General features: G+C 73.4%; 5 protein-coding genes. All 5 read left to right on the forward strand.

Annotated elements, in window-relative coordinates:
* The first annotated feature begins 45 nt into the window (after positions 1–45).
* The 5 genes from ACIRR8_RS27160 to ACIRR8_RS27180 all read left to right on the forward strand — a co-directional run bounded on the left by ACIRR8_RS27160 (position 46) and on the right by ACIRR8_RS27180 (position 24482).
* Positions 46–14526, forward strand: coding sequence for an amino acid adenylation domain-containing protein (locus ACIRR8_RS27160; RefSeq protein WP_404069667.1), 14481 nt, complete (start codon positions 46–48; stop codon positions 14524–14526).
* Entirely contained in the window at positions 14523–22103 is a 7581-nt protein-coding gene (locus ACIRR8_RS27165) for an amino acid adenylation domain-containing protein (RefSeq protein WP_404069669.1), read from the forward strand. Before ACIRR8_RS27160 ends, ACIRR8_RS27165 begins: the two co-directional genes overlap by 4 nt.
* 813 nt (positions 22104–22916) lie before the next feature.
* On the forward strand, positions 22917–23309 hold the full coding sequence (locus ACIRR8_RS27170; protein WP_404069671.1) for a hypothetical protein: 393 nt from the start codon (positions 22917–22919) through the stop codon (positions 23307–23309).
* 115 nt (positions 23310–23424) lie between these two features.
* The gene (locus ACIRR8_RS27175) at positions 23425–23652 is read left to right on the forward strand and encodes a hypothetical protein (RefSeq protein ID WP_404069673.1); all 228 of its coding nucleotides are present in this window, start codon (positions 23425–23427) and stop codon (positions 23650–23652) included.
* A gap of 233 nt (positions 23653–23885) precedes the next feature.
* Complete coding sequence (locus ACIRR8_RS27180; protein WP_404069675.1) at positions 23886–24482, forward strand: hypothetical protein; 597 nt, start codon at positions 23886–23888, stop codon at positions 24480–24482.
* The last annotated feature ends 26 nt before the right edge of the window (positions 24483–24508 follow it).

Below are 24508 nucleotides of genomic sequence, written 5' to 3' on the forward strand. Positions count from 1 at the left end.
CCTTCTCTGCCGTCCCCAAAACTCTCCCCAAAGGTGTCGTCAGGCATGCGCGAAAATCGTTCTCTTCCATCAGAAGTGGCGTCCGAGGAGTCCTTCGAACTGACCGCCGCCCAGCAGGGGGTGTGGTACGGGCAACTCATCGACCAGCACTCCCCGAAGTACAACATCGGGGAGTGTTTCGAGATCGAGGGCGAGCTCGACCAAGGGCTGTTCGCCCGCGCGCTCGGCCGGGCGGTCGCCCTCTGCGACGGTCTCAACCTCGAGTTCGTCACCGATGGCGAAACGGTCCGTCAGCGGGTGGTCGATCGCCCGGCGGACCAGAGCGACCGGCTCCGCGTGGTCGACCTCTCCGACCTCTCCACCGATGCCGATGCCGATGCCGTCGCCGCCGCCGAGCGCTACATGGCCGACGACATGGCCACCGTGGACAGGCTCAACGCCCCGCACCACCACTTCGCGCTGTTACGCCTCGGCCCGCGGCTGCACTACTGGTACATCCGCTACCACCACATAGCCGTCGACGGCCTCGGCGGTGCTGTTTTCGCTCGCACGGTGGCCGACCTGTACACCCGTGCCGCACGCGGTGAGGACCTCGCCGCGGCCGAACTGCCCGCCGCACCTCTGCGTGATCTGCTCACCGACGAGGCGGAGTACCTCGGCTCGGACCGGTACGAGGCGGACCGTGCCTACTGGAGCGGCAAGTTCGCCCACCGGGCCGACGGCGCGACCGCCCCTGACGGGCCTTACCCGGACGCGCACGGCGGCACGCCGCTCATCTCCAAGCGCACCGACGTCCCGGCATCGGCCGCGACTGCCGCAACCGATGTCTCGCTGCACACCGGCGACACCCTGCCCGTCTCCGTTCTGGACGGCCTGCGCCGGCTCGCCGCCGAGAACCGCACCAACTGGAGCGCCGTCCTCGTGAGCGCGGTCGCGGCCTACGTCAGCCGGGTCACCGGAGACCGGGACGTCACCATCGGTCTCGCCTCCAACGGCCGCCACGGCGGGCTGCGGCACATCGTCGGTATGACCTCCAACATCCTGCCGCTCCGCCTGACCCTCACCCCGGGCCTGACGGTCGGCGCCCTGGTGCGCGCCGTCACCGCCGAGATGCGTGGAGCCCTGCGGCACCGCCGCTTCTCCCGCGAACAACTCGCCCGCGAGCTGAACATGGCGGACGAGGCGGCGCGCCTGACCGGCGTTGTGGTCAACGTGATGGGCTACGACTACGACCTCGACTTCGCGGGCAGCCCTGCCACCTCCCGGCTACTCTCCATCGGCCCGGTCGACGACGTGTCCTTCTTCATCTCCGAACGGTCCGAGGGCAAGGGGCCGCTGATCGGCTTCGACACCAACCCCGACCTGTACCACCCCGAGGACGTACAGCTGCATCAGCGGGCCACCGTCGCCTTCCTGGCGGCTCTGGCCGGCGCGGACGCCGACACCCCCCTCGGCGACCTGCCGCTCCTCGACGACAACTCGGCCGAGCAGTTGCTCGGGCAGGGGAGCGGCACCGCCCTCCCGGCCGGAACGGCGGCTACGGGTCTGCCGGAGGCGTTCGGCGCGCAGGCCCGCCGGACCCCGCACGCCCCGGCGGTGGTGGACGGAGCCCTCACCTTCTCCTACCGGGAACTGGCGGCGGCGGCGCAGGAGCTGTCCGGAGCACTGACCGGTCTGGGCATGGGCGCCGAGGACGGCGTCGGGGTCCTCCTCGGGCGCTCGGCCGCCGTCGTCACGGCCACGCTCGGCGTGGTGGGCGCGGGCGCCGCGTACGTACCGTTGGACCCGGCCTGGCCCGACGAGCGGTTGGACCGGGCCGCGGAGGTCTCCCGCCTGCGCGCTCTGGTGGTGGACGAGGCTGCCGCAGCCCAACCGTGGGTGAGGGACCGGGCCGCCGACCTGCCGGTGATCGTCGTCGACCGGGCCGGTTCGATCGTGCGCGGCGCCCCGGCGCGGCCGGGACCCCTGCCGACGGTGGAGCGTACCGACCGGCTGGCCTACGTGATGTTCACCTCCGGCTCCACCGGCCTGCCCAAGGGCGTCGCGGTCACCCACTCCGACGTCCTCGCGCTGGCCGCCGACACCGCCTGGGCGGACGGCGTGTCCGACGCGGTGCTGATGCACTCGGCGTACGTGTTCGACGCCTCGACCTTCGAGATCTGGGTCCCGCTCCTCAACGGCGGCCGGGTGGTCGTCGCGCCCGGCGGCGTCCTGGAGGCGCGGACCCTCGCGGACCTGGTGACCCGGTACGGGGTGACCGCGGCCTTCTTGACGACGGCCCTGTTCGACGTGGTGGCCGAGGCGGACCCCACCTCCTTCGCCGGGCTGCGCCTGGTCGCTGCCGGGGGCGAGGCCGCCACCCCCGGCATGATGCAGCGCGTGGCCGCTGCCGCACCCGCCACCCGCGTCCTGCACGTGTACGGCCCCACCGAGACCACGACCTTCGCCACCCGCCATCAGGTCGACGCCGGTACGGCGGGCACGCCGCCGATCGGCCGGGCCCTGGACGGGACGCGCCTGTACGTACTCGACGCCGGCCTCGCCCTGGTGCCGCCCGGCATCGTGGGCGAGCTGTACGTCGGCGGCCGCGGTGTCGCCCGTGGCTACCAGGGCCGCCCTGCGCTCACCGCGACCCGGTTCGTCGCCGACCCGTACGAGACGGGCGGCGGCCGGATGTACCGCACCGGTGACCTGGTGCGCTGGACCGCGCGCGGTGATATCGAGTACGTCGGACGGGCCGACGGACAGGTCAAACTCCGCGGCTTCCGCATCGAACCCGCCGAGATCGAGAACGCCCTGCTCGCCGATCCGGATGTACGGGCCGCCCGCGTGCTGGTCAGGGAGGACACCTCCGGCGACCGCCGGCTGGTCGCCTACGTCGTACCGGCCCCCGGCTCCCGGCCGGACGACACGGCCCTGGCCGTCCGCCTCGGACGTACCCTGCCCGCCTACATGGTGCCCTCGGCGTTCGTCTCCCTCGACGAGCTGCCGCTGACCCCCAACGGCAAGGTCGACCGCCGCGCCCTGCCCGCGCCCCGCGTCGCCGCCACCCAGGACCGTGCCCCGCGTACCGCCTACGAGGAGGTCCTGGCAGGCCTGTTCACCGACGTCCTGGGCGTGGCCGTCGGCGTCGACGACAACTTCTTCGCCCTGGGCGGCCACTCCCTGCTCGCCACCCGCCTCATCGGCCGGGCGCGGGCAGCCCTGGGCGCCGAACTGGACCTGCGTACCCTCTTCGACCACCCCACGGTCGCCTCCCTTGCCGCCGCCCTCGACACCTCCGGCGCGGCCCGCCCCGCCCTCACCCGGCAGCAGCGGCCCACCGCCGTGCCGCTCTCCTTCGCGCAGCAGCGGCTGTGGTTCCTGGGCGGCCTCGAAGGCCCCAACTCCACCTACAACATCCCGCTCGTCCTCGAACTGGACGGGCCCCTCGACCCGGACGCGCTGCGCGCCGCGCTGGCCGACGTGGTCGCCCGGCACGAGAGCCTGCGCACGGTCTTCGCCGAACAGGACGGCATCGCCCGGCAGGAAGTCCTCGACGCGGCCGACGCCGCTTCGCTCGTCCCCCTCGTCGTCGAGCTGCCCCCGGACGGTGCGGTCCCCGACGCCTGGGCCGAGGAGGCGGTGCACCGGCTGACCGCCCTGCCCTTCGACCTCGACGGTGACCTCGGCTTCCGGGCCCATCTGCTCCGCCTGGAGCAGGACCGCCATGTCCTGGCCCTCGTCCTGCACCACGTCGTCGCCGACGGCTGGTCCCTCGCCCCGCTCAGCCGGGACCTCGGCGCCGCCTACCGTGCCCGGACCGGGGATGCGGCCACCCCCGACTGGCCCGCGCTGCACGTGCAGTACGCCGACTACGCCCTCTGGCAGCGCCGCCTGCTCGGCGACGGCGGCGAACCGGACAGCCTCGCCGCCCGCCAGCTCGCCTTCTGGCGCGAGGCGCTGCACGGCGCCCCCGATCTGCTCGACCTGCCTCTCGACCGGCCGCGCCCGGCCGTGCCCAGCCACCGGGGCGACGCCGTCGCCTTCGAACTGCCCGCCCCCGCGCACGCCGCGCTCATCAGGCTGGCCCGCACAGCCGGCTGCACCCCGTTCATGGTGCTCCAGGCGGCTCTCGCCGTGACGCTGCACGCCCACGGCGCCGGTACCGACATCCCGCTGGGCACCGCGGTGGCCGGACGCACCGACGAGGCCCTGGACGATCTCGTCGGGTTCTTCGTCAACACCGTCGTCCTGCGCGCGGACCTCTCCGGTGATCCGACCTTCCGTGAACTTCTGGCCCGGACAGCCGAGTTCGACATAGCGGCCTTCAGCCATGGCGACCTCCCCTTCGAACGGCTGGTGGAGGCGATCAACCCCGAGCGGTCCGGCGACCACCACCCGCTCTTCCAGACCATGCTGGTCCTCCAGAGCCAGGAGCGAGCGACGCTCGACCTGCCCGGCGTCACCGTCCACGACCGGTCCCGGCACACCGGCATCAGCAAGTTCGACCTCACGTTCTCGCTCACCGAGGTCACCGATCCGGCGGAGCAGGGGTCCGCCGGCGGGATCGGCGGCTATCTGGAGTTCGCCACCGACCTCTTCGACGCCGCCACCGCCCACGCCCTCTGCGCCCGGTTCGCCCGCGTCCTCACCCAGGCCGTGACCGACCCCGACCGGAACATCGGCGACCTCGACCCGCTCGCACCGGGCGAGCGGGAGCTTCTCCTGCGCCGGGGACACGGCGAGGAGCGGCCCTTGCCCCTGCGGACCGCCCCCGAAGCGGTCCGGGAATGGGCCGGGCGCACCCCGCACGCGGTCGCCGTACGCGACGCGCACACGAGCCTCACCTACGCCGAACTGGACGCCCGCGCCGACGGCCTCGCCCAACTCCTGCGGGAACGGGGCGCGGGGCGCGGGGACCGGGTGGCCCTCGCGGCACCGCCGTCCGTGGACAGCGTCGTCGCCCTGCTGGCCGTCCTGCGGGCCGGCGCCGCCTACCTGCCCGTCGACCCGGAGTACCCCGAGGCCCGCGTCCGCCACATGCTCGAGGACGCCCGGCCCGTGCTGCTGCTCACCACCACGGACGTCCACCGCCGCCTGCCCGCCGGTGACGTCCCCTGGCTCGCCCTGGACGACCCGGCCGCCCGGGGCGCGGGCCCCACGGGGCACACCCCGGCCCCACCCCGGCCGGACGAGCCCGCGTACATCATCTACACCTCGGGCTCCACCGGCCGCCCCAAGGGTGTCGTCGTGCCGCACGGCGCGCTGGCGAACCACATGGCCTGGATGGCGCGGTACCTGGCCATCACCCCTCAGGACCGGATCCTCGCCCGCACCTCCACCAGCTTCGACGCCTCCGTGTGGGAGCTGTGGCTCCCGCTCATGTACGGCGGCGAAGCCTGTGTGCTGCCGCACGAGGCCAACCGGGAGCCCCACGACCTGGTCGTCTGGATGAGCCGGTTCGATGTCACCGTCGCGCAGTTCGTCCCCTCGCACCTGACGCTCGTCCTCGCCGAGGCGGCGCACGCCGCACCGCTTCCCGGCCTGCGTGCCGTCCTGTGCGGTGGCGAGCCGCTGCCACGCACCCTCACCGACGACGTGACCCGGCTGTGGCGGGCCGAGGTCCACAACCTCTACGGGCCCACCGAGGCGACCATCGACGCGACCGCCCATCGTGCGGACGGGCCGCCGAGTGGCCCGTCGGCCTCCGAACACCCCGTGACCACCGGACACACCGCCGGTACGCCCTCCGAGACCGTCCCGATCGGCCTTCCGGTCGACACCATGCGCACCTATGTCCTCGACGGCCGGCTGCGGCCCGTACCGCCGGGCGTCACCGGGGAGCTCTACCTCGCGGGGCCCAACCTCGCCCACGGCTACCTGGAGCAGCGGAGCCTGACCGCCGGCCGTTTCGTCGCCGACCCGTTCGGCCCCGCCGGCGCCCGGATGTACCGGACGGGCGACCTCGTACGGTGGAACGCCGACGGGCTGCTCGCCTACGTCTCCCGCGCCGACGACCAGGTCAAACTCCGCGGCTTCCGCATCGAACTGGGCGAGGTTGAGGCCGCGCTCCTGGCCCGCCCCGGCATCACGGCCGCCTGCGCGGTGATCCGCGAGGACGAACCCGGCCGGGCCCGCCTCGTCGCCTACGCCGTCACCGCGGACCCCGGGGCGCGCCCGACGGCCCTGCGTGACGCCTTGGCCGAGACCCTGCCGCACTACATGGTGCCCGGCACCGTCGTCGTCCTGGACGGCCTCCCGCTCCTTCCCAACGGCAAGGTGGACCGCCGGGCCCTGCCCGAACCGGATCCGGACTCCGGTGCCGACGCCGTCTCCGGGACCGGTCGGCGCACCCTGCGGGAGGACCTGCTCGCGGGGATCTTCGCCGACGTCCTGCACCGGTCCCACGTGGGCCCGGACGACAGCTTCTTCGACCTCGGCGGCCACTCGCTCCTCGCCATGCGCGTCGTCAGCCGCGTCCGTACCGTCCTCGGCGCCGAGATCGCCGTACGCACGCTCTTCGAGCACCCGACCGTCGCCGCGCTGGCCCGCGCCCTCGGTGCACCGGGCCGGGAGCGTCCCGCCCTGGTGCCTGCGGACGGACGGCCCGACCCGCTGCCGCTCTCCTTCGCCCAGCAGCGCCTGTGGTTCCTCGGCCGGCTCGAAGGGCCCAGCTCCACCTACAACATCCCGCTCGTCCTCGAACTCGACGGCTCCCTCGACCCGGACGCCCTGCGCGCCGCCCTGGCCGACGTCGTGGAGCGGCACGAGGCGCTCCGCACCCTCTTCCCCGAACAGGACGGATCCCCGCACCAGCTGATCCTCCCCGCCGCCGCCACGCCCGCGCTGCCGGTCGTGTCCACGTCCCCCGCCGAGCTGGAGGCGGCCGTCCTGGAGGCGGTGCGCGAGCCGTTCGACATCACCACGGACCTCCCGCTGCGCGCCCTGCTCCTGCGCTCCGCGCCCAACCACCACGTCCTGGTGCTCGTCCTGCACCACATAGCGGGCGACGGCTGGTCCCTCGCCCCGCTCGCCCGTCACCTCGGCCAGGCCTACCGGGCCCGACTGGCGGGAGACAGAACCGAGTTGAGGTCCGGCGCCGCGCTCCAGTACGCCGACTACACCCTCTGGCAGCACGCCGCCCTCGGCGACGGCACCGCACCCGAGAGCGTCCTGAAGCAGCAGCTCGACCACTGGCACACCGCCCTCGCCGGGCTGCCCGGCCTGATCGACCTGCCGCTGGACCGGCCGCGACCGATCACCACCGACCCCCGGGGCGCCGTCCACACCTTCGAACTGCCGCCGGCCCTCCACGGCCGGCTCCTGCTCCTGGCGCGTGAGTCGGGGAGCAGCCTGTTCATGGTGCTCCAGGCCGCCGTGGCCACGGTGCTGCACCGGCACGGCGCGGGCGACGACATCCCGCTCGGATCGCCCGTCGCCGGCCGCACGGATGAGGCGCTGGAGGAGCTGGTCGGCTTCTTCGTCAACACCCTCGTGCTGCGCACGGACCTGTCCGGCGCGCCGACCTTCCGCGAACTGCTCGACCGGGTACGCGAGTTCGACCTCTCCGCCTACGCGCACCAGGACGTGCCCTTCGAACGCCTGGTGGAGAGCCTCAACCCGGTCCGGGCGCGCAACCACCACCCGCTTTTCCAGACCATGCTGGTCCTGCAGAACCAGGAGACCGCCCGGCCCGACCTGCCGGGTCTCACGGTCGAAGGCCGGCTGGTCCACAACGGCCTGAGCAAGTTCGACCTCACCTTCGCCTTCACCGAGGAGTCCACCGAGGAGTCCACCGAGGAGTCCGCCGAGAGGGAGGGGGCGGGCACCCTCACCGCCGGGATCGAGTACGCCACGGCCCTCTTCGACCGGACCACCGTCCAGACCCTCGCGACCCGACTGGTCCGCCTCCTGGAGCAGGTGGCCGCCGACCCCTCCCGGCCCCTGGCGGCCTACGACCTGATGGACGCCGAAGAGCACACCCGGGTCACGCGCTGGGGCAGCGGCCGCGCCCTGCCCGCGGAGCCGGACGCCACCCTGCCCGCGCTCTTCGCGGACCAGGCGCGCCGCACCCCGGACGCCGTGGCCGTCACCGGCGACGGCGGCACTCTGACGTACGCCGAGCTCGACGAGATCTCCGACGGCCTCGCCCGTGCGCTGGCCGGGCTCGGGGCCGGCCCCGAGCGCGGGATCGGCGTGCTGCTCGGCCGCTCGCCGGCGGTAGTGTCGGTCTCCCTCGGCACCGTCCGTACCGCCGGTGCCTACGTCCCGCTGGACGCGCGCTGGCCCGCCGAACGGCTCGACCAGGTCGCCGGCGTGGCGGACCTACGAGTCCTCGTCGTCGACGAAGAGGCCCTCACCTCGCCCTGGGTGGCCGCGACCGCCGCGCGGATTCCGGTCCTCGTCGTGGACCGGCTCGGCCGGATCCTGCGGGGCGCACCCGAGCGCCCCGGCCTCCCGGCCGCGGTGCCGGGCACCGCGTCCCTCGCCTACGTGATGTTCACCTCCGGCTCGACCGGCCTGCCCAAGGGGGTCGGCGTCACGCACGCCGACGTGGTCGCGCTCACCGCCGACTCCGCCTGGCAGGACGGCGCCGCCGACGCGGTGCTGATGCACTCGGCGTACGTCTTCGACGCCTCCACGTTCGAGATCTGGGCCCCGCTCCTGAACGGCGGCCGGATCGTCGTCGCCCCGGACGGCGTCCTGGAGGCCCGCACTCTCGGAGAGGCCGTCCAGGAGCACGGGGTGAGCGCCGTCTTCATGACGACCGCCCTGTTCAACGTGATCGCCGAGACCGATCCGGGCGCCTTCACCGGCCTGCGCCTGCTCTGCGCCGGGGGAGAGCTGGCCTCCCCGGACGCGATGCAGCGGGTCGCCCACTCCGCGCCCGGCACGCGCGTCCTGCACGTGTACGGACCCACCGAGACCACCACCTTCGCCACCCGCCACCATGTGACGGCCGGGCTGCCGTCCGGGCCACCGCCCATCGGGCGCCCCCTGGACGGCATGCGCTGCTACGTCCTGGACGGCTCCCTGGTCCCGGTCCCGCCGGGTGTCGTGGGCGAGCTGTACCTCGCCGGACGCGGCGTGGCACGCGGGTACACCGGTCTCCCGGGGCTGACCGCCACCCGCTTCGTCGCCGACCCGTTCGACCCCGTCGGCGGGCGGATGTACCGGACCGGCGACCTCGTCCGGTGGACCCGCGAGGGCCACATCGCCTACGTCACCCGCGCCGACGGCCAGGTCAAGCTGCGCGGCTACCGCATCGAACTGGGCGAGGTGGAAGGCGTGCTGGCCCTCTGCGAGGGGGTCGCCGACTCCTTCGCCGTCGTACGCGAGGACATCCCCGGCGACCGGCGCCTCGTCGCGTACGTGGTGCCGGCCGCCGGCGCCCACCTCGAACCGGGCGACCTCGCGCGGGTTGTCGGCCGGTCCCTGCCCGCCTACATGGTGCCCTCGGCGTTCGTCCTGCTCGACGCGTTGCCGCTGACCCTCAACGGCAAGGTGGACCACCGCGCGCTCCCGGAGCCCGACCACCAGGCCCCGGTCCGCGGACGCGCCGCTCGCACCGCCCGCGAGGAGATCCTGTGCGGGCTCTACGCCGACATCCTCGGCCTGGACGGGGCCGGCGTGGACGACGACTTCTTCGCCCTGGGCGGCCACTCCCTGCTCGCCACCCGCCTCGCCGCACGCATCCGCACCACGCTCGGCGTGGAGATCCAGGTCAAGGCCCTCTTCGAGCACCCCACCCCAGCCGCGCTCGCCGCCGCACTGGAGGGAGCCGAGGAGGCCAGGAGCCCTCTGGAGCGGACAGGGTCCCGTCCCGATCCGCTGCCGCTGTCCTTCGCGCAGCAGCGCCTGTGGTTCCTCAACCGCCTGGAGGGGCCCAGCGCCACGTACAACGTGCCCCTCGTGCTGCGGCTGGACGGGCCGCTCGACGCGGAGGCGCTGGAGAGCGCCCTCGCGGACGTCGTGGAGCGGCACGAGAGCCTGCGCACCGTCTTCCCCGAGACCGACGGACTGGCCCGTCAGCTCGTCATGGACGCCGCCGGCGCCGACCTCGACCTGACCCCCCTCGACACCGACCCCGCCCACCTGGACGAGCTCCTGACCGTCGAAGTGGCGCACCCCTTCGACGTGGCCGCCGAAATACCCGTACGGGCCCGGCTGGTGCGGCTCGGCGCCGAGGCCCACGTCCTGGTGCTGGTCATCCACCACATCGCGGGCGACGGCTGGTCCCTCGCTCCGCTCGCCCGCGACCTGGGCGAGGCCTACCGGGCGCGAACCCAGGGCGAGGAACCTGCCTGGACGGAGCCCGCCGTCCAGTACGCCGACTACACCCTGTGGCAGCGCGCCCTGCTCGGCGACGAGAACGACCCGGACAGCCAGGCGGCCCGCCAGCTGGACTTCTGGCGCACCGCGCTCGCCGACGCCCCGGAACTGCTCGACCTGCCCCTGGACCACCCGCGCCCCGCGGTCCCCGCCTATCGGGGCGACGCGTTCACCTTCCCCGTGGACGCGGAGACCCACCGGGCCCTGGCCGCTCTCGCGCGGGCCCGTGGATGCAGCCTGTTCATGGTGCTCCAAGCGGCCTTGTCGGTGCTGCTGGCCCGGCACGGCGCCGGGGAGGACATCCCGCTCGGCACCGCCGTGGCCGGACGCACCGACGAGGCGCTGGACGACCTGGTGGGCTTCTTCGTCAACACGCTCGTCCTGCGCACCGACCTGAGCGGAGACCCTACCTTCGGTGAAGTCCTGGACCGAGTAAGGGAGTTCGACCTGTCGGCCTACGCCCACCAGGATGTGCCGTTCGAGCGGCTGGTGGACTCGCTCGACCCGACCCGCGCCCAGAACCACCACCCGCTCTTCCAGACCATGCTTGTCCTCCAGAACCAGGAGGACGTCGCCGTCCACCTGCCCGGCCTCACGGTGACCGGACAGCCCGTGCACACCGGCATCAGCAAGTTCGACCTGACCTTCACCTTCAGCGAGACCCACGACGAAGCGGGCCGCCCCGCCGGGCTGGACGGCCATCTGGAGTTCTCCACCGACCTCTTCACCCACACCACCGCGCACACCCTGGCCGCCCGGCTGACGCGTCTGCTCGCCACCCTCGCCGCCGACCCCGAACTCCCGGTCCACGCCGTCGACATCCTGGATGAGGCCGAGCGCCGGAGCCTGGAGCGGGCCGCCCACGGCCCGGTCCGGCCGGTCGCCGCGCGCACGGTACCCGAGGCGTTCCGCGCGCAGCGCGCCCGGACGCCCGACGCGGTGGCCGTACGGGACGGCGCGCACCGCCTCACCTTCGGCGAACTCGACGCACTCTCCGACGACCTGGCCCACCATCTGCACAGCCGGTCCATCGGCCACGGCGACCTCGTCGCCCTCGCCCTGGAAGGAACCGCCGACCAGGTCGTCGCGATGCTCGCGGTGGCCAAGGCCGGAGCCGCCTACCTCCCCGTCGACCTGGAATACCCCGAGGCGCGCGTCGCCCACATGCTCCAGGACGCCCGCCCGGCGCTGCTCCTGACCCACGGCACCGCCCGTACCGCGCGGTTCGCCTCATCCGTCCCCTGCCTCGCACTGGACGACCGGGCAGCCTGGTCCACCGGTAGCGCCGCGCCGCCCGGCGTCGCGCCGGACCCGCGCGACACCGCGTACGTCATCTACACCTCGGGCTCCACCGGCCGCCCCAAGGGCGTCCTCGTCCCCCATGCCTCGCTGACCAACCACATGGCCTGGATGGCCGGACACCTCGGACTCACCGCCGACGACCGGATCCTCGCCCGCACCTCGCCGAGCTTCGACGCGTCGGTCTGGGAGACCTGGCTGCCGCTCCTGCACGGCGGCTCCACCTGCCCGGTGGAGCCCGCCGTCAATCACGACCCGGCCGCGCTGCTGGCCCGGATGCGGGAAGCGGGCGTGACCGTCGCCCAGTTCGTGCCCTCGCACCTCGCGGTCGTCCTCGCCGAGACCCGCCCCGACCAGGCGCCCGCCACCTTGCGGGCCGTCCTGTGCGGCGGCGAGCCCCTGGCCCGGTCGCTGGCGGAGCGGGTCGGAGCGGACTGGGGCACCGAGGTGCACAACCTCTACGGGCCCACCGAGACGACCATCGACGCCACCGCCCACCACCACCACCACCGCGGCGAGGAGGCGGAGACCCCGGCGGGGGAGGGGACCGTGCCGCTCGGCCGCCCTGTCGACAACACCCGCGCCTACGTCCTCGACGCACGCCTTCAGCCGGTTCCACCGGGCGTCACCGGCGAGCTCCACCTCGCGGGCGACGGCCTGGCCCGCGGCTACCTGGGCCGCCCCGGTCTGACCGCCGCCCGGTTCGTCGCCGACCCGTTCGGCCCCGCCGGCAGCCGCATGTACCGCACGGGCGACCTCGTCCGCCAGGACGCCGACGGCCTGCTCAGCTACGTCTCCCGCGCCGACGACCAGGTCAAGCTGCACGGCTTCCGCATCGAGCTCGGCGAGATCGAGGCCGCGCTCACCGCGCTCGACGGCATCACCGCCGCCTGCGCCGTCGTCCGCGAGGACCGGCCGGGCGAACGGCGCCTGGTCGCCTACACCGTCCCCGCCCGGAGCGAGGGCACCGAACCCCTCACCGACGCCGGACTGCGGGCCCTCCTGACATCGGCCCTGCCGCCGTACATGGTGCCGGCCGTCCTCGTCACCCTGGACGCGCTGCCGCTGCTGCCCAACGGCAAGACCGACCGGCGCGCCCTGCCCGCCCCGGCGCGCCCGGCCGCCACCCGGCCGGGCGGGCAGCCGCGCACGCCGCGGGAACGCGTCCTGTGCGAGGTGTTCGCCTCGGTCCTGGGCACCCCCGGCGTCCGTACCGACGACGACTTCTTCGCGCTCGGCGGCGACAGCATCCTCTCCATCCAACTGGTCAGCCGGGCCCGCGCGGCCGGCCTCGGCATCACCCCGCGCGACGTCTTCGTCCACCGCACGCCCGAGGCCATCGCGGCCACGGCCACCGCGCTCGACCAGGAGACCGCCCTTCCGGCCGAACCGGGCACCGGCGAGATGCCGCCGACCCCCATCGTCGCCTGGCTGCTGGAGCGGCCCGGCCCCACGGACGGCTACAACCAGTCCGGGGTGCTGCGCACACCCGCGGGCGCGGACGAGGGCGCGCTCGTCGCCACTCTCCAACTCCTCATCGACCACCACGACATGCTCCGCCTGAAGGTCACCCGGCCGGCCGGGGGAGAGCCTGTACTCGAAGCCCTGCCGCCCGGCGCCGTACCGGCCCGCCGCTGCTTCACCCGTGTCGACGTCGCGGGTCTCGGGTCCGACGCCGTCCGCGCCGCGCTCACCGAGGCGGGCGAAGCGGCCCGCGGGCGGCTGCGGCCCGCGCACGGGGAGGTGATCGAGGCCGTGTGGTGCGACGCCGGGCCGCACACACGCGGACGGCTGCTGCTCATCGTGCACCACCTGGCCGTCGACGCCGTCTCCTGGCGCATCCTCGCCGCCGACCTCGCCACCGCCTGGCAGGGCGTCACCGAGGGGACGGCCGCGGCGCTGCCCGCCGTGGCCACGCCCTACCGGAGCTGGGCGCACCTCCTCGCCTCGCAGGCGCGCGGAACCGCCCGCGCGACCGAACTCCCGCTGTGGGAAACGGCGCTGGGCACCCCCGACCCGCAGCTCGGGTACCGCGCGCTCGACCCGCGCAGGGACACCGCCGACCGCACCCGCACCCTGACCGCCCGCCTGCCCGCCACCTGGACCAGGCCCCTGCTCACCACCGTCCCCACCGCCTTCCACGCCGGGGTGGACGACGTCCTGCTCACCGGCCTCGCCCTCGCCGTCAGCTCCTGGCGGGCGCAGCGGGCCGGCGACCGGACGGGGGAGAGCGGCCTGCTGCTCGACCTGGAAGGGCACGGCCGCGAGCAGATCGCCGACCACATCGACCTGTCCCGCACCGTCGGCTGGTTCACCAGCCTCTACCCGGTCCGGCTCGACCCCGGGCCCGTCGACGCCCGCCGGCCGGGGAACTTCGACGCCGCACTGGTGGAACGCGCCCTCAAACGCGTCAAGGAACAGCTGCGGACCGTCCCCGACCACGGCGTCGGCTACGGCATGCTCCGCCACCTCAACCCGACCACCCGCCCCCGGCTCGCCGCCGCGCCGCAGCCGCAGATCGGCTTCAACTACCTGGGCCGGTACGCCGCTGTGTCCGGGGCGGCGGGAGGAGACGGGGACCCGGGCACCGACTGGGAGGTCCTGCTCGACGGTGGCGGGCCACCCAGCCAGGACCCGGACATGCCCGTCCACCACGTCCTCGACATCAACGCGCACACCGAGGACCTGCCGGAGGGCCCCCGCCTGGTGATCCGCTGGACCTGGCCCGTCGACCTCCTCAAGGAGGAGGACGTGGAGATCCTGTCCGACACCTTCGTCCGCGCCCTGCGGGCCATCGCCGAACACGCCGAACGACCCGAAGCGGGCGGTTACACGCCGTCCGACCTTCCCCTGGTCTCGCTCAACCAGGCCCAGATCGACCGACTTCAGAACAAGTGGGGTGGACGCAAGTGATTGGGTTCCAACTGGAAGACGTCCTACCGCTGACGCCGTTGCAGGCGGGCATGCTCTTCCACGCGCTGTACGACTCCGACGCCGTGGACGTCTACACCGCGCAGTTCGTCTTCGACCTCGAAGGCCCCGTCAGCGTCCCGGCGCTGCATGCCGCCGTCGGCACCCTGCTCCGACGCCACCCCAACCTGCGGGCCGGCTTTCTCCACGAGGACCTCGACGAGCCCGTGCAGGCCGTCGCCGCCGAGGTGCCGGTGCCGCTCGAAGAGCTCGACCTGACCGTGGCCGACAGCACCGGTACGGCGGCGGAGCGGCTCGCCGCGTTCCTGGCCGCCGACCGCACCCGCCGCTTCGACCTCACCACCCCGCCACTGATGCGGTTCACCCTCGTGCACACCGGGCCGCAGCAGCACCGGCTGGTCATGACGAGCCACCACATCCTGCTCGACGGCTGGTCGATGCCCCTGCTCGTCACCGAACTCTTCGAGCTGTACGCACGCGGCGGCGACGACAGTTCCCTGCCCCGCGTCGCCCCCTACCGCACCTACCTCGCCTGGCTGGCCCAGCAGGACCGCGAAGCCGCCCTGGACGCCTGGCGCACCGCCCTGGACGGCATCGAGGCGCCCACGCTGCTGGCCGGGCGCTCCACCCCCGACGCGTCGGGGACCGGCGACCTGCCGCAGACCCTCGTCCTCGACCTGGACGCGGCCACGACGCAGCTCCTCCGCGAAACGGCCCGCGCTCACCGGCTCACCCTCAACACCCTGGTCCAAGGCGCCTGGGGCCTGCTGCTCGCCCGTCTCACCGGACGCTCCGACGTCGTCTTCGGCACCACCGTCTCCGGCCGCCCGCCGGAGGTGCCCGGCATCGAGTCGATGGTCGGGCTGTTCATCAACACCGTGCCCGTACGGCTCCGCCCGGAGCCCGGCGAGACCCTGGCCGCGCTGCTGACCCGGCTCCAGGAGGGGCAGGGCCGCCTGCTCGGCAGCCAGCACGTCGGCCTGACCGAGATACGCGGCGTCACCGGACTCGACGAACTCTTCGACACCCTGGTCGTGTTCGAGAACTATCCGATGGACGCCGAGGCCCTGCGCACCGCGCAGCGACAGCTGCCCGGTCTCAGCGTCACCGGGTTCAGCGGTACGGACGCGGCCCACTACCCCCTCACCCTCACCGTCGCCCCGGGCGACGCGCTGAGGATCACCTTCGGATACCGGGCCGCCGCCCTGGACCGGGACGAGGTGGCCCGCACGGTCGCCCGTCTGCGGCGCCTGCTGACCACGATGGCGCAGGGGCTGGACCTCCGCGCCGATACCGTCCCCGTACTCCTGGACGGTGAACGCGACGCGCTGCTCGCCCAGGGGCGTGGTGCCGGACTCGCCGACGGGACGACGGAGCTGAGCGTTCCGGACGCCTTCGCCCGGCATGCCGCCGCCCGCCCGGACGTGGTGGCGGTCTCCGGCGCCGGAGAGTCCCTGACGTACCAGCAACTGCATTTACTTTCCGATGAGTTGGCCAGTGCCCTGACGGGCCATGGAACCGGCGCAGAGGAGGGCGTCGGCATTCTCCTGGGCCGTTCGGCCGCCCTGGTCACCGCCTCCCTCGCGGCTCTGCGCGCGGGAGCCGCCTACGTGCCTCTCGATCCTGCCTGGCCCGCCGACCGGCTCACCCGGGTCGCCCAAGTGGCCGCCGTGAGCGCCCTGATCGTCGACGAGACCACCCGCGACCACCCCTGGGTGCGGCGACTGGGCCCCGAGGTGGCCGTGCTGACCGTCGACGCCGCCGGCCGGCTCCGGCAGGGCGGACCGGACACCCCCGGCCCCCTCCCGGTTGCCGTGGGCGCCGCCCGGCTCGCGTACGTGATGTTCACCTCCGGCTCCACCGGACTCCCCAAGGGCGTCGGCGTCACCCACGCCGACATCACCGCCCTGGCCGCGGACCGGACCTGGGGCGACGGGGTGGCCGACGCGGTGCTGCTGCACTCCGCGTATGTGTTCGACGCCTCCACCTTCGAGATCTGGGCGCCCCTTCTGAACGGCGGCCGGGTGGTCGTGGCCCCCTCCGGAGTCCTGCAACCCGCCGTGATCCGGGACCTCGTCGCCGAGCACGGGGTGACGGCGGCGTTCCTGACGACGGCCCTGTTCAACGTGATCGCCGAGACCGACCCCGGCGCCCTCGGCCTGCTGCGCCTGGCAGCGGCCGGGGGAGAGGCCGCCGCACCCGGAGTCCTCCAGCGGCTCGCCGCCGCCCACCCCGCCACCAGCGTCCTCAACGTCTACGGGCCCACCGAGACCACCACCTTCGCCACCCTCCACCGCGTCCGCCCCGAGCGCCCGTCCGAGGGTGTGCCCCCGATCGGCCGACCGCTCGACGGCATGCGCGCCTATGTCCTGGACGCCGGCATGCGGCCCGTACCGCCCGGCGCCGAGGGGGAGCTGTACGTCGCGGGGGCCGGGGTCGCGCGCGGCTACCTGGGACGCCCCGGCCTCACCGCCACCCGGTTCGTCGCCGACCCGTTCGCCGGGAGCGGGGAGCGCATGTACCGCACCGGCGACCTCGTGCGCCGGAGCGCCGACGGGACCCTGCACTACGTGGCCCGGGCCGACCAGCAGATCAAACTCCGCGGCCACCGCATCGAACCCGCGGAGATCGAGGCGGCCCTCCTCACCGACCCCTCCGTGCGCGCCGCGTGCGTCCTGGTCCGCGAGGACCTGCCCGGCGACCGCACCCTCACCGCCTACGTCGTCCCCGCACCCGGGCACACCCCCGACCCGGACCGGCTCACCGCGCACCTCGGCCGCCACCTGCCCGCCTTCTCGGTGCCGGCCGCCATCCAGCCGCTCGACGCCCTGCCGATGACCCCCAACGGCAAACTCGACCGGGCGGCCCTGCCCGCGCCCACCACCTCGCGCGGCACGGGGGGCCGGGCGCCGCGCGGCGCCCGCGAGGAGATCCTCGCCGGGCTCTTCGCCGACGTGCTCGGCGTGGACCGCGTCCTCGCCGACGACAACTTCTTCGCCCAGGGCGGCCACTCCCTGCTCGCCACCCGCCTCGTCGGCCGCGTGCGCACCGCCCTGAACACCGAGACCGAGATCCGTACCCTCTTCGAGAACCCCACCGTCGCCACGCTCGCCGCCGCCCTGGAGGAGGCGGACCGCCCGGCGCGCCCCGCCCTCGTCCCGCAACAGCGCCCCACCGCGCTCCCGCTCTCGTACGCCCAGCAGCGTCTGTGGTTCCTCCACCGGCTCGAAGGGCCTTCCGCCACCTACAACATCCCCTTCGCCGCCCGCATCGACGGCCCGCTCGACACCGAGGCCCTGCGCCGAGCCCTGTCCGACGTCATCACCCGCCACGCCGCCCTGCGCACCTCGTTCCCCGAGGACGGCCGGGGACCGCGCCAGCACATCACCGCGCCCGAAGACGTCCGCCTGCCGTTCGTCCTCGAAGCCGTCGAGGCGAACGAGGCCGCCGACCGGATCAAGGCCGCCGCGACCGAACCGATCGACATCGAGCGGGACCTTCCCCTCCGGGCGACCCTGCTGCGCCTGGCCGACGACGCCCACATCCTGGTCCTGGTGGTCCACCACATCGCCGCCGACGGCTCGTCCCTGGCACCCCTCACCCGAGACCTCTCCACCGCCTACCGGGCCCGCGTCCGCGCCGAACCGCCGGCCTGGAGCGAACTCCCCGTCGACTACGCCGACCACACCCTCTGGCAGCGCGGTCTCCTCGGCGACGAACACGACCCCGAAAGCGTCGTCTCCCGCCAACTCGCCCACTGGAGGGGCGCGCTGGGCGGGCTGCCGGAAATGATCGAGCTGCCGTGGGACCGGCCACGACCCGCCGTACCCCGGCACACCGGCGCCACCCACGACTTCACCCTCGATCCCACCACCGCCCGACAGATCACCCACCTCGCCCGGGCCACCGGATGCAGCGTCTTCATGGTGCTCCAGGCCGCCCTGTCGCTCGTCCTCTCCCGGCACGGCGCCGGCGACGACATCCCGCTGGGCACGGCCGTCGCCGGACGCACCGACGAGGCCGCCTCCGACCTCGTCGGCTTCTTCGTCAACACGCTCGTGCTGCGCACGGACCTGACCGGCGACCCGACCTTCCTCGAACTCCTGGACCGGGTGAAGGAGTTCGACCTCTCCGCCTACGCCAACCAGGACGTCCCCTTCGAGCGCCTGGTCGAGCTGCTCAACCCCACGCGCTCGCAGAACCACCACCCGCTCTTCCAGACCATGCTCATCCTCCAGAACCACACCCCCGCCGCCCCCCTCGACCTGCCCGGCCTCACCGTCACCGGGGTGGCGGCCGACCCCGGGGTGGCCAAGTTCGACCTGTCGTTCACCTTCACCGAGACACCCGACGAGGGCAGCGACACCCCGAGCGGGATGCGGGGAGCGGTCGACTACGCGACGGAACTCTTCGATCCCGCCACGGTCCGCGACCTCGCCGAACGGCTCACCCTGCTGCTCGGCGCCGTCTCCGCCGACCCCGACCGCCCGCTGCGCGACTACGACGTGCTCACCACCGCCGAGCGCACCCGGCTGACCACCTGGGGAACCGGCCCCGGCCAGGACACCCCCGGCTCCACGGTCCCCGAACTCTTCGACCAGTGGGTCCGGCGAACCCCCGACGCCCCGGCGGTCCGCGACGCGGAGACCACCCTCACCTACGCCGAACTCGACGCCCGCGCCGACGCCCTCGCCCGCCACCTCACCGCCCGGGGCATCGGTCCCGAGGACCGGGTGGCGGTCGCCCTGCCCCGCACCCACGAACTCGTCGTGGCCCTCCTCGCCATCCTCCGGAGCGGAGCGGCCTACGTGCCGCTCGACCCCGACTACCCGGCCCAGCGCCTGTCCTACATGCTTGACGACGCCCGGCCGCGCCTGCTCCTCACCACCCCCGCCATCCACCGCGGTCTCCCCGCCTCGCCGGTGCCGCACCTGCACCTCGACGGCCTCGCGGACAGCGCCGCCCCCACCGCCCCTGCCCGGTCCCCGCGCCCGGCGCATCCGGCGTACGTCATCTACACCTCCGGCTCCACCGGCCGCCCCAAGGGCGTCGTGGTCACCCACCAGGGCGCCGGAGCCATGGCCAGGAGCCAGAGCGAGCGGCTGCGCGTCGCCCCGGGCAGCCGGGTCCTGCACATGGCCTCCGTCAGCTTCGACGCGGCGTTCTGGGAGCTCTGCATGGGGTTGCTCTCCGGGGCCTGCCTGGAGATCGACGAACGCGACGCCCTGCACCCCGGCCCGGCCCTCGCCGCCCTGGTCCGCGAGCGCGGCATCACCCACCTGACCCTGCCGCCCGCCGCTCTCGCCGTGATGCCGCCCGGCTCCCTGCCCACCGGCACCACGATCGTCCTCGCCGGTGAGGCCTGCACACCGGCCCTGGTGCGCTCCTGGGCGCGGGACCGGTTCCTTGTGAACGCCTACGGCCCCACGGAGACCACCGTCTGCGCCACCATGAGCACATTCCAGTACGCGGAGGGGCCCCTCGCCCCCGACCGCACCGTACCCATCGGCGTCCCCGTCGACGGCACCCGCGTCCACGTCCTGGACGACCGGCTGGCGCCCGTGCCGCCCGGCGTCGTCGGCGAGCTGTACGTCTCCGGTGCGGGAGTGGCCCGCGGCTACCACGGCCGCGCCGCCCTGACCGCGACGCGGTTCGTCGCCGACCCGTCCGACCGCACGGGAGGCCGCATGTACCGCACCGGCGACCTGGTGCGCTGGACGGCCGAGGGGGAGCTCGTCTACGTCTCCCGCGTCGACGACCAGGTCAAACTGCGCGGCTTCCGCATCGAGCTCGGCGAGATCGAGGCCGCCCTCACCGCCCTCCCCGGCCTGGGGGCGGCCTGCGCCGTCGTCCGCGAGGACCGGCCGGGCGACCGGCGGCTGGTGGCGTACACCGTGCCCGCGGACGGGGCGGCGGCCCCGGAAGAGGCGGAGCTGCGCGCCCACCTCGCCGCCACCCTGCCCAGCCATATGATCCCCGCCGCCTTCGTACGGCTCGCCGCCCTGCCCATCACCCCCAACGGCAAGACCGACCGGCGCGCCCTGCCCGCACCCGAGGTGACCGCGCCGACCGGGAGCCGTCCGCCCCGCACCGACCGGGAACGCGCGCTGTGCGAGGTGTTCGCCGAGACGCTCGGTGTGCCCCGGGTCGGGGTCTCGGACGACTTCTTCGCCCTGGGCGGCCACTCGCTGCTCGCCGTCACCCTCGCCCAGCGGATCGGGGAGCGGTGCGGCCGACGCCCCTCTCTGCGGGATCTGTTCGCGGCGCCCACCGTGGAGGGCATGGACCACCTCCTGGGACGCAGCGCGGGCGAGCGGGACGCGGAGCACACCGCCACCCCCGACCTCGCCGCCGAGGTCCACCTGGCCGCGGACATCAGGGGCGCCGACCGGGACATCCCGGCGGGCAGTGCGACCCCGCTGCCCGCACCCACCCGCAGCCGGCCTCTCCGCCCGTCCCAACGGCCTCTGCTCACCGGAGCCTCCGGCTTCCTCGGCGCCTTCCTCCTGCGCGACCTGATCGAGGCCACCGGCGGTCCGGTCGACTGCCTCGTACGAGCCGAGGACGAGCGCAGGGCGGCGCACCGGCTGCGGGCCAACCTGGAGCACTACGGCCTCTGGCACCCCCGGTACGCGGAACTGATCCGCCCCGTCCCCGGCGACCTGGCAACCCCCGGCCTCGGACTCTCCCCCGATGTCCGGTCCGCCCTGGCCCGCCGGCTCGGCCCGGTCCTGCACAACGGCGCCCGCGTCAACTTCGCCGCCACCTACGGCGATCTGCGCGCCCCCAACGTGGCCGGCACCGAGGAACTGCTGCGCCTGCTCGCCGAATCCAACTCACCCGGCATGCACTACATCTCCACGACCAGCGTCTACGCCCCCACACCGGACGCCGGCCCGGCCGCCGTCACGGAGACCACCCCGACGGGTCCCGCGTCCGCACTCCCCGACGGGTACGCGCAGAGCAAGTGGGTCGCGGAGGGCCTCATCGCTCTGGCCCGCGAGCGCGGCTTGCCGGTGACCGTCCACCGGCCCGGCCGTATCAGCGGGGACACCGCCACGGGGGCCTGCCAGGACCGCGACCTGCTGTGGCAGCTCATCAAGGGCTGCCTCCAGGCCAAGGCGATACCCGACCTGCCGCCCGGGTCCACCGACTGGGTGCCCGTGGACTACGTCAGCGCGGCGATCGTGGCCTTCTCCACCTCCGGCCGGACGGGCGCGGAGACCTGGCACTTCACCAATCCGGACGCGCCGGCCCTGGACCGTGTCTTCGAGACGGCCGCTCGTCTCGGCCACGAGCTGCGTACCGTCACCGCGGCCGACTGGCAGGCCCGGGTGGCAGCACAGCACGACAACGCGGCGCAGCTCTTCCTCGGCGGCCAGGACCAGGCCCGGCAACCGACGACCGGGCATCGGCGCTTCGACTCCACCCGGACGGCCAAGGCGGCGGCCGACCTGGGGGTGCACCTGCCCCAGCTGACCGACGAGGTCCTGAACCGCTACCTGACGTACTTCCACGGCACAGGCTTCCTGCCGCTGCCCTCGGTGGTCGCTCCGTGATCCGGTGCCGGGCCGCCCAAGCCGTAGGCGGCCCGGCCTCCCGCAGCGCAATCTGTGCGGGAGGGCCTATGGGGTCGGATCGGACCAGGTCGAAACGCTCCAGATCCACGACCTGCGTCGCCGGTGGCTACCGGTACGTGCTGTCGGCATCCGGCACGATGTGGCGGCCGCCACCATCGAGTTACTCGCCTGCCGGCCGTCCGCCGCCTCCGAGGGCCGGCTGTATCCGCTCGCTCCGGCCGCATGGGAGCCCAGACTGCGGGGCCCCGACGAACACGCCTATGCCCTGGCGCATCCCGACACCCGCGTCCCCTACATCCACGCTCTCGCCCATCTGGACACGCGCATCCGGGCGCACGTCGCTGGTGGTTTCCCGGCCGGGTGTGGCTGATCCGGCCAACTCCCGCGGGCATACGGCGTGGCGCGATCACCAACTGCGATGATCAGGAATGGCGGAGGCGTCCGCGAGGGAGAGGGTGAAGACGTTGCTGAGTCATCGGTGAGGTGATCAGCACGGATTGCCTGCGCGGCTTCGAGACCGGCCATGTCGGGCGAGTTGTGGCTGCGCGAGGCGAGAGCGCCGCCTGGCAGCTCCTTACGACAGCGGTTCGTGGGAGGAGCAGCAGGAGTGCCTCAAGGCGTGGAAAGACGCCTGAGCCCCGGATCGGAGAGCGAGCAGATATGAGCAGTCAGCAGCCCACACCCGCTGAGCTCCGGCCCGGGTGGACGGCCAGTGAGGCGGCGCGGGCCGTCTACGGGGAGCACCTGGCGCGTATCGGGCACCTCATTCCAGCTGTACTGTACATGTATGTGATGGACCGCCAGGGCCTCGCGGCCGCACACAACGCCGGCCGCCAGGACGTGGTCGATGCCCAGGTTGTCAGCATTGCGAGGGAGTGCCGCGACGACCTCCTGGAGGCGGCGGTCGTCCTGGACGCCTTGGCCCTGTGCCAAGGGCACGGCAGCTACCTGCCCCGCCCCTACCAGGAGGCCGCCATCCCCACCCCGAGGGACGTGGAGTTGCGCACCGACGCCTCGGATGTGGCCGATGAACTCGCCCGCCACGACCTGCGGTACGGGACCAGCACGACCGGTGACATCCCGGCCCCGCTGGAGGACGGCTGCACCGACAGCGACCGCGACGCGGTTCGCGTCTACGCACGCCGGGAATGGATCACCCGGCAGGAACGCTGGCCCGGCATCTGAGGCCAGCGGCTCGCCTGACGATCTTCTCAGGGACGGATACTCGCGGCTCGCGATTTCCTCCGGAGTGGGCAAGTGCCGGGTGACCTGGAGTTGGCCGCTGTAGTCGACGGTGACCGTGTACCGCAGGGCTTCGTCGGCGCCGCAGATGTGCTGGATCTCCAGGCACAACCGGTCGGCGGAGATTCCGAAGTCGCGAGTCTCCTGGCGGCGACGCAACGTCGTCGAACGCTGCTTCCACCGCCTCGAACAATGGCGCTGCCTCGCCGCCCGCTACGACAGACGCTCCGACCGCTATCTCGCCGCCGTCACCCTCGCCAGCACACTCATCCGGCTCGACACATGATCGACAAGACACCCCCAGCGCTTGCAGATGGACCTGTGCACTCCAGGGCATGCCGAACACCTCACCGGAATATTGGTCTCCAGATCTCCCACGCAGGATGGCGAGTTGAAAAATGGGTGTCTGACCTGGGCTTTTCCATGACTCGCTTAAGGGCTGTCCCGTAATGACCTGAGGCCCGAGTCGAGGCTCGAAAAGATGTGATGCCGTGCACGCAGCGTGTGTACGGTGCCGGAGTGATCGACTTTGATGGCGCTCGGTTGGGTGCGGAGGCCGCGCGGCGGTTGGCGGAGGCGGACTGCTGTGAGATAGCTCCAGGTCTCACAGAGGAAGAGTTCAGCCGGATCGGGGCGACCTATGAGCTCGACTTTTCCCCGGAGCATCGTGCTTTTCTAGCGGCAGGGCTGCCGGTCGCTTCACCTCCCGAGGAAGGCGCGACGTGGCAGCAGCCCTGGCCCGACTGGCGTCACGCTGATGAAGACGACCTGCGCCATCGGCTGGAGTGGCCGGTCCGAGAAGTGCTGGGCGATGTCGTTCATGGCAGCTGGCATCCGGTCCTGGGAGTACGTCCCGCCTCCAAGGAAGAGGCTCTGGAGGTAGCTCGAGCGGTACTTGCACGAGCGCCACGACTCGTTCCCGTCTACGCGCACCGCTTCATACCCGCAGGTCGTGACACTCCGGAACATCCGGTTCTATCGGTGTGGGGAACCGACATCATCTGCTACGGCCACGATCTGGCTGACTACATCGACCGTGAGTTCGGCGAGATCGACGAGGACGCGCCCTGGAATCCGCAGGTATCCGTCCCGCTCTGGAAGGACTTCCTCGGCTGAGATTGCCCCGGCTGATGCCGATGTAA

Origin of the sequence: Streptomyces sp. NPDC101178, assembly GCF_044767965.1 — a bacterium.
In the GTDB taxonomy this organism is placed as follows: Bacteria; Actinomycetota; Actinomycetes; order Streptomycetales; family Streptomycetaceae; genus Streptomyces.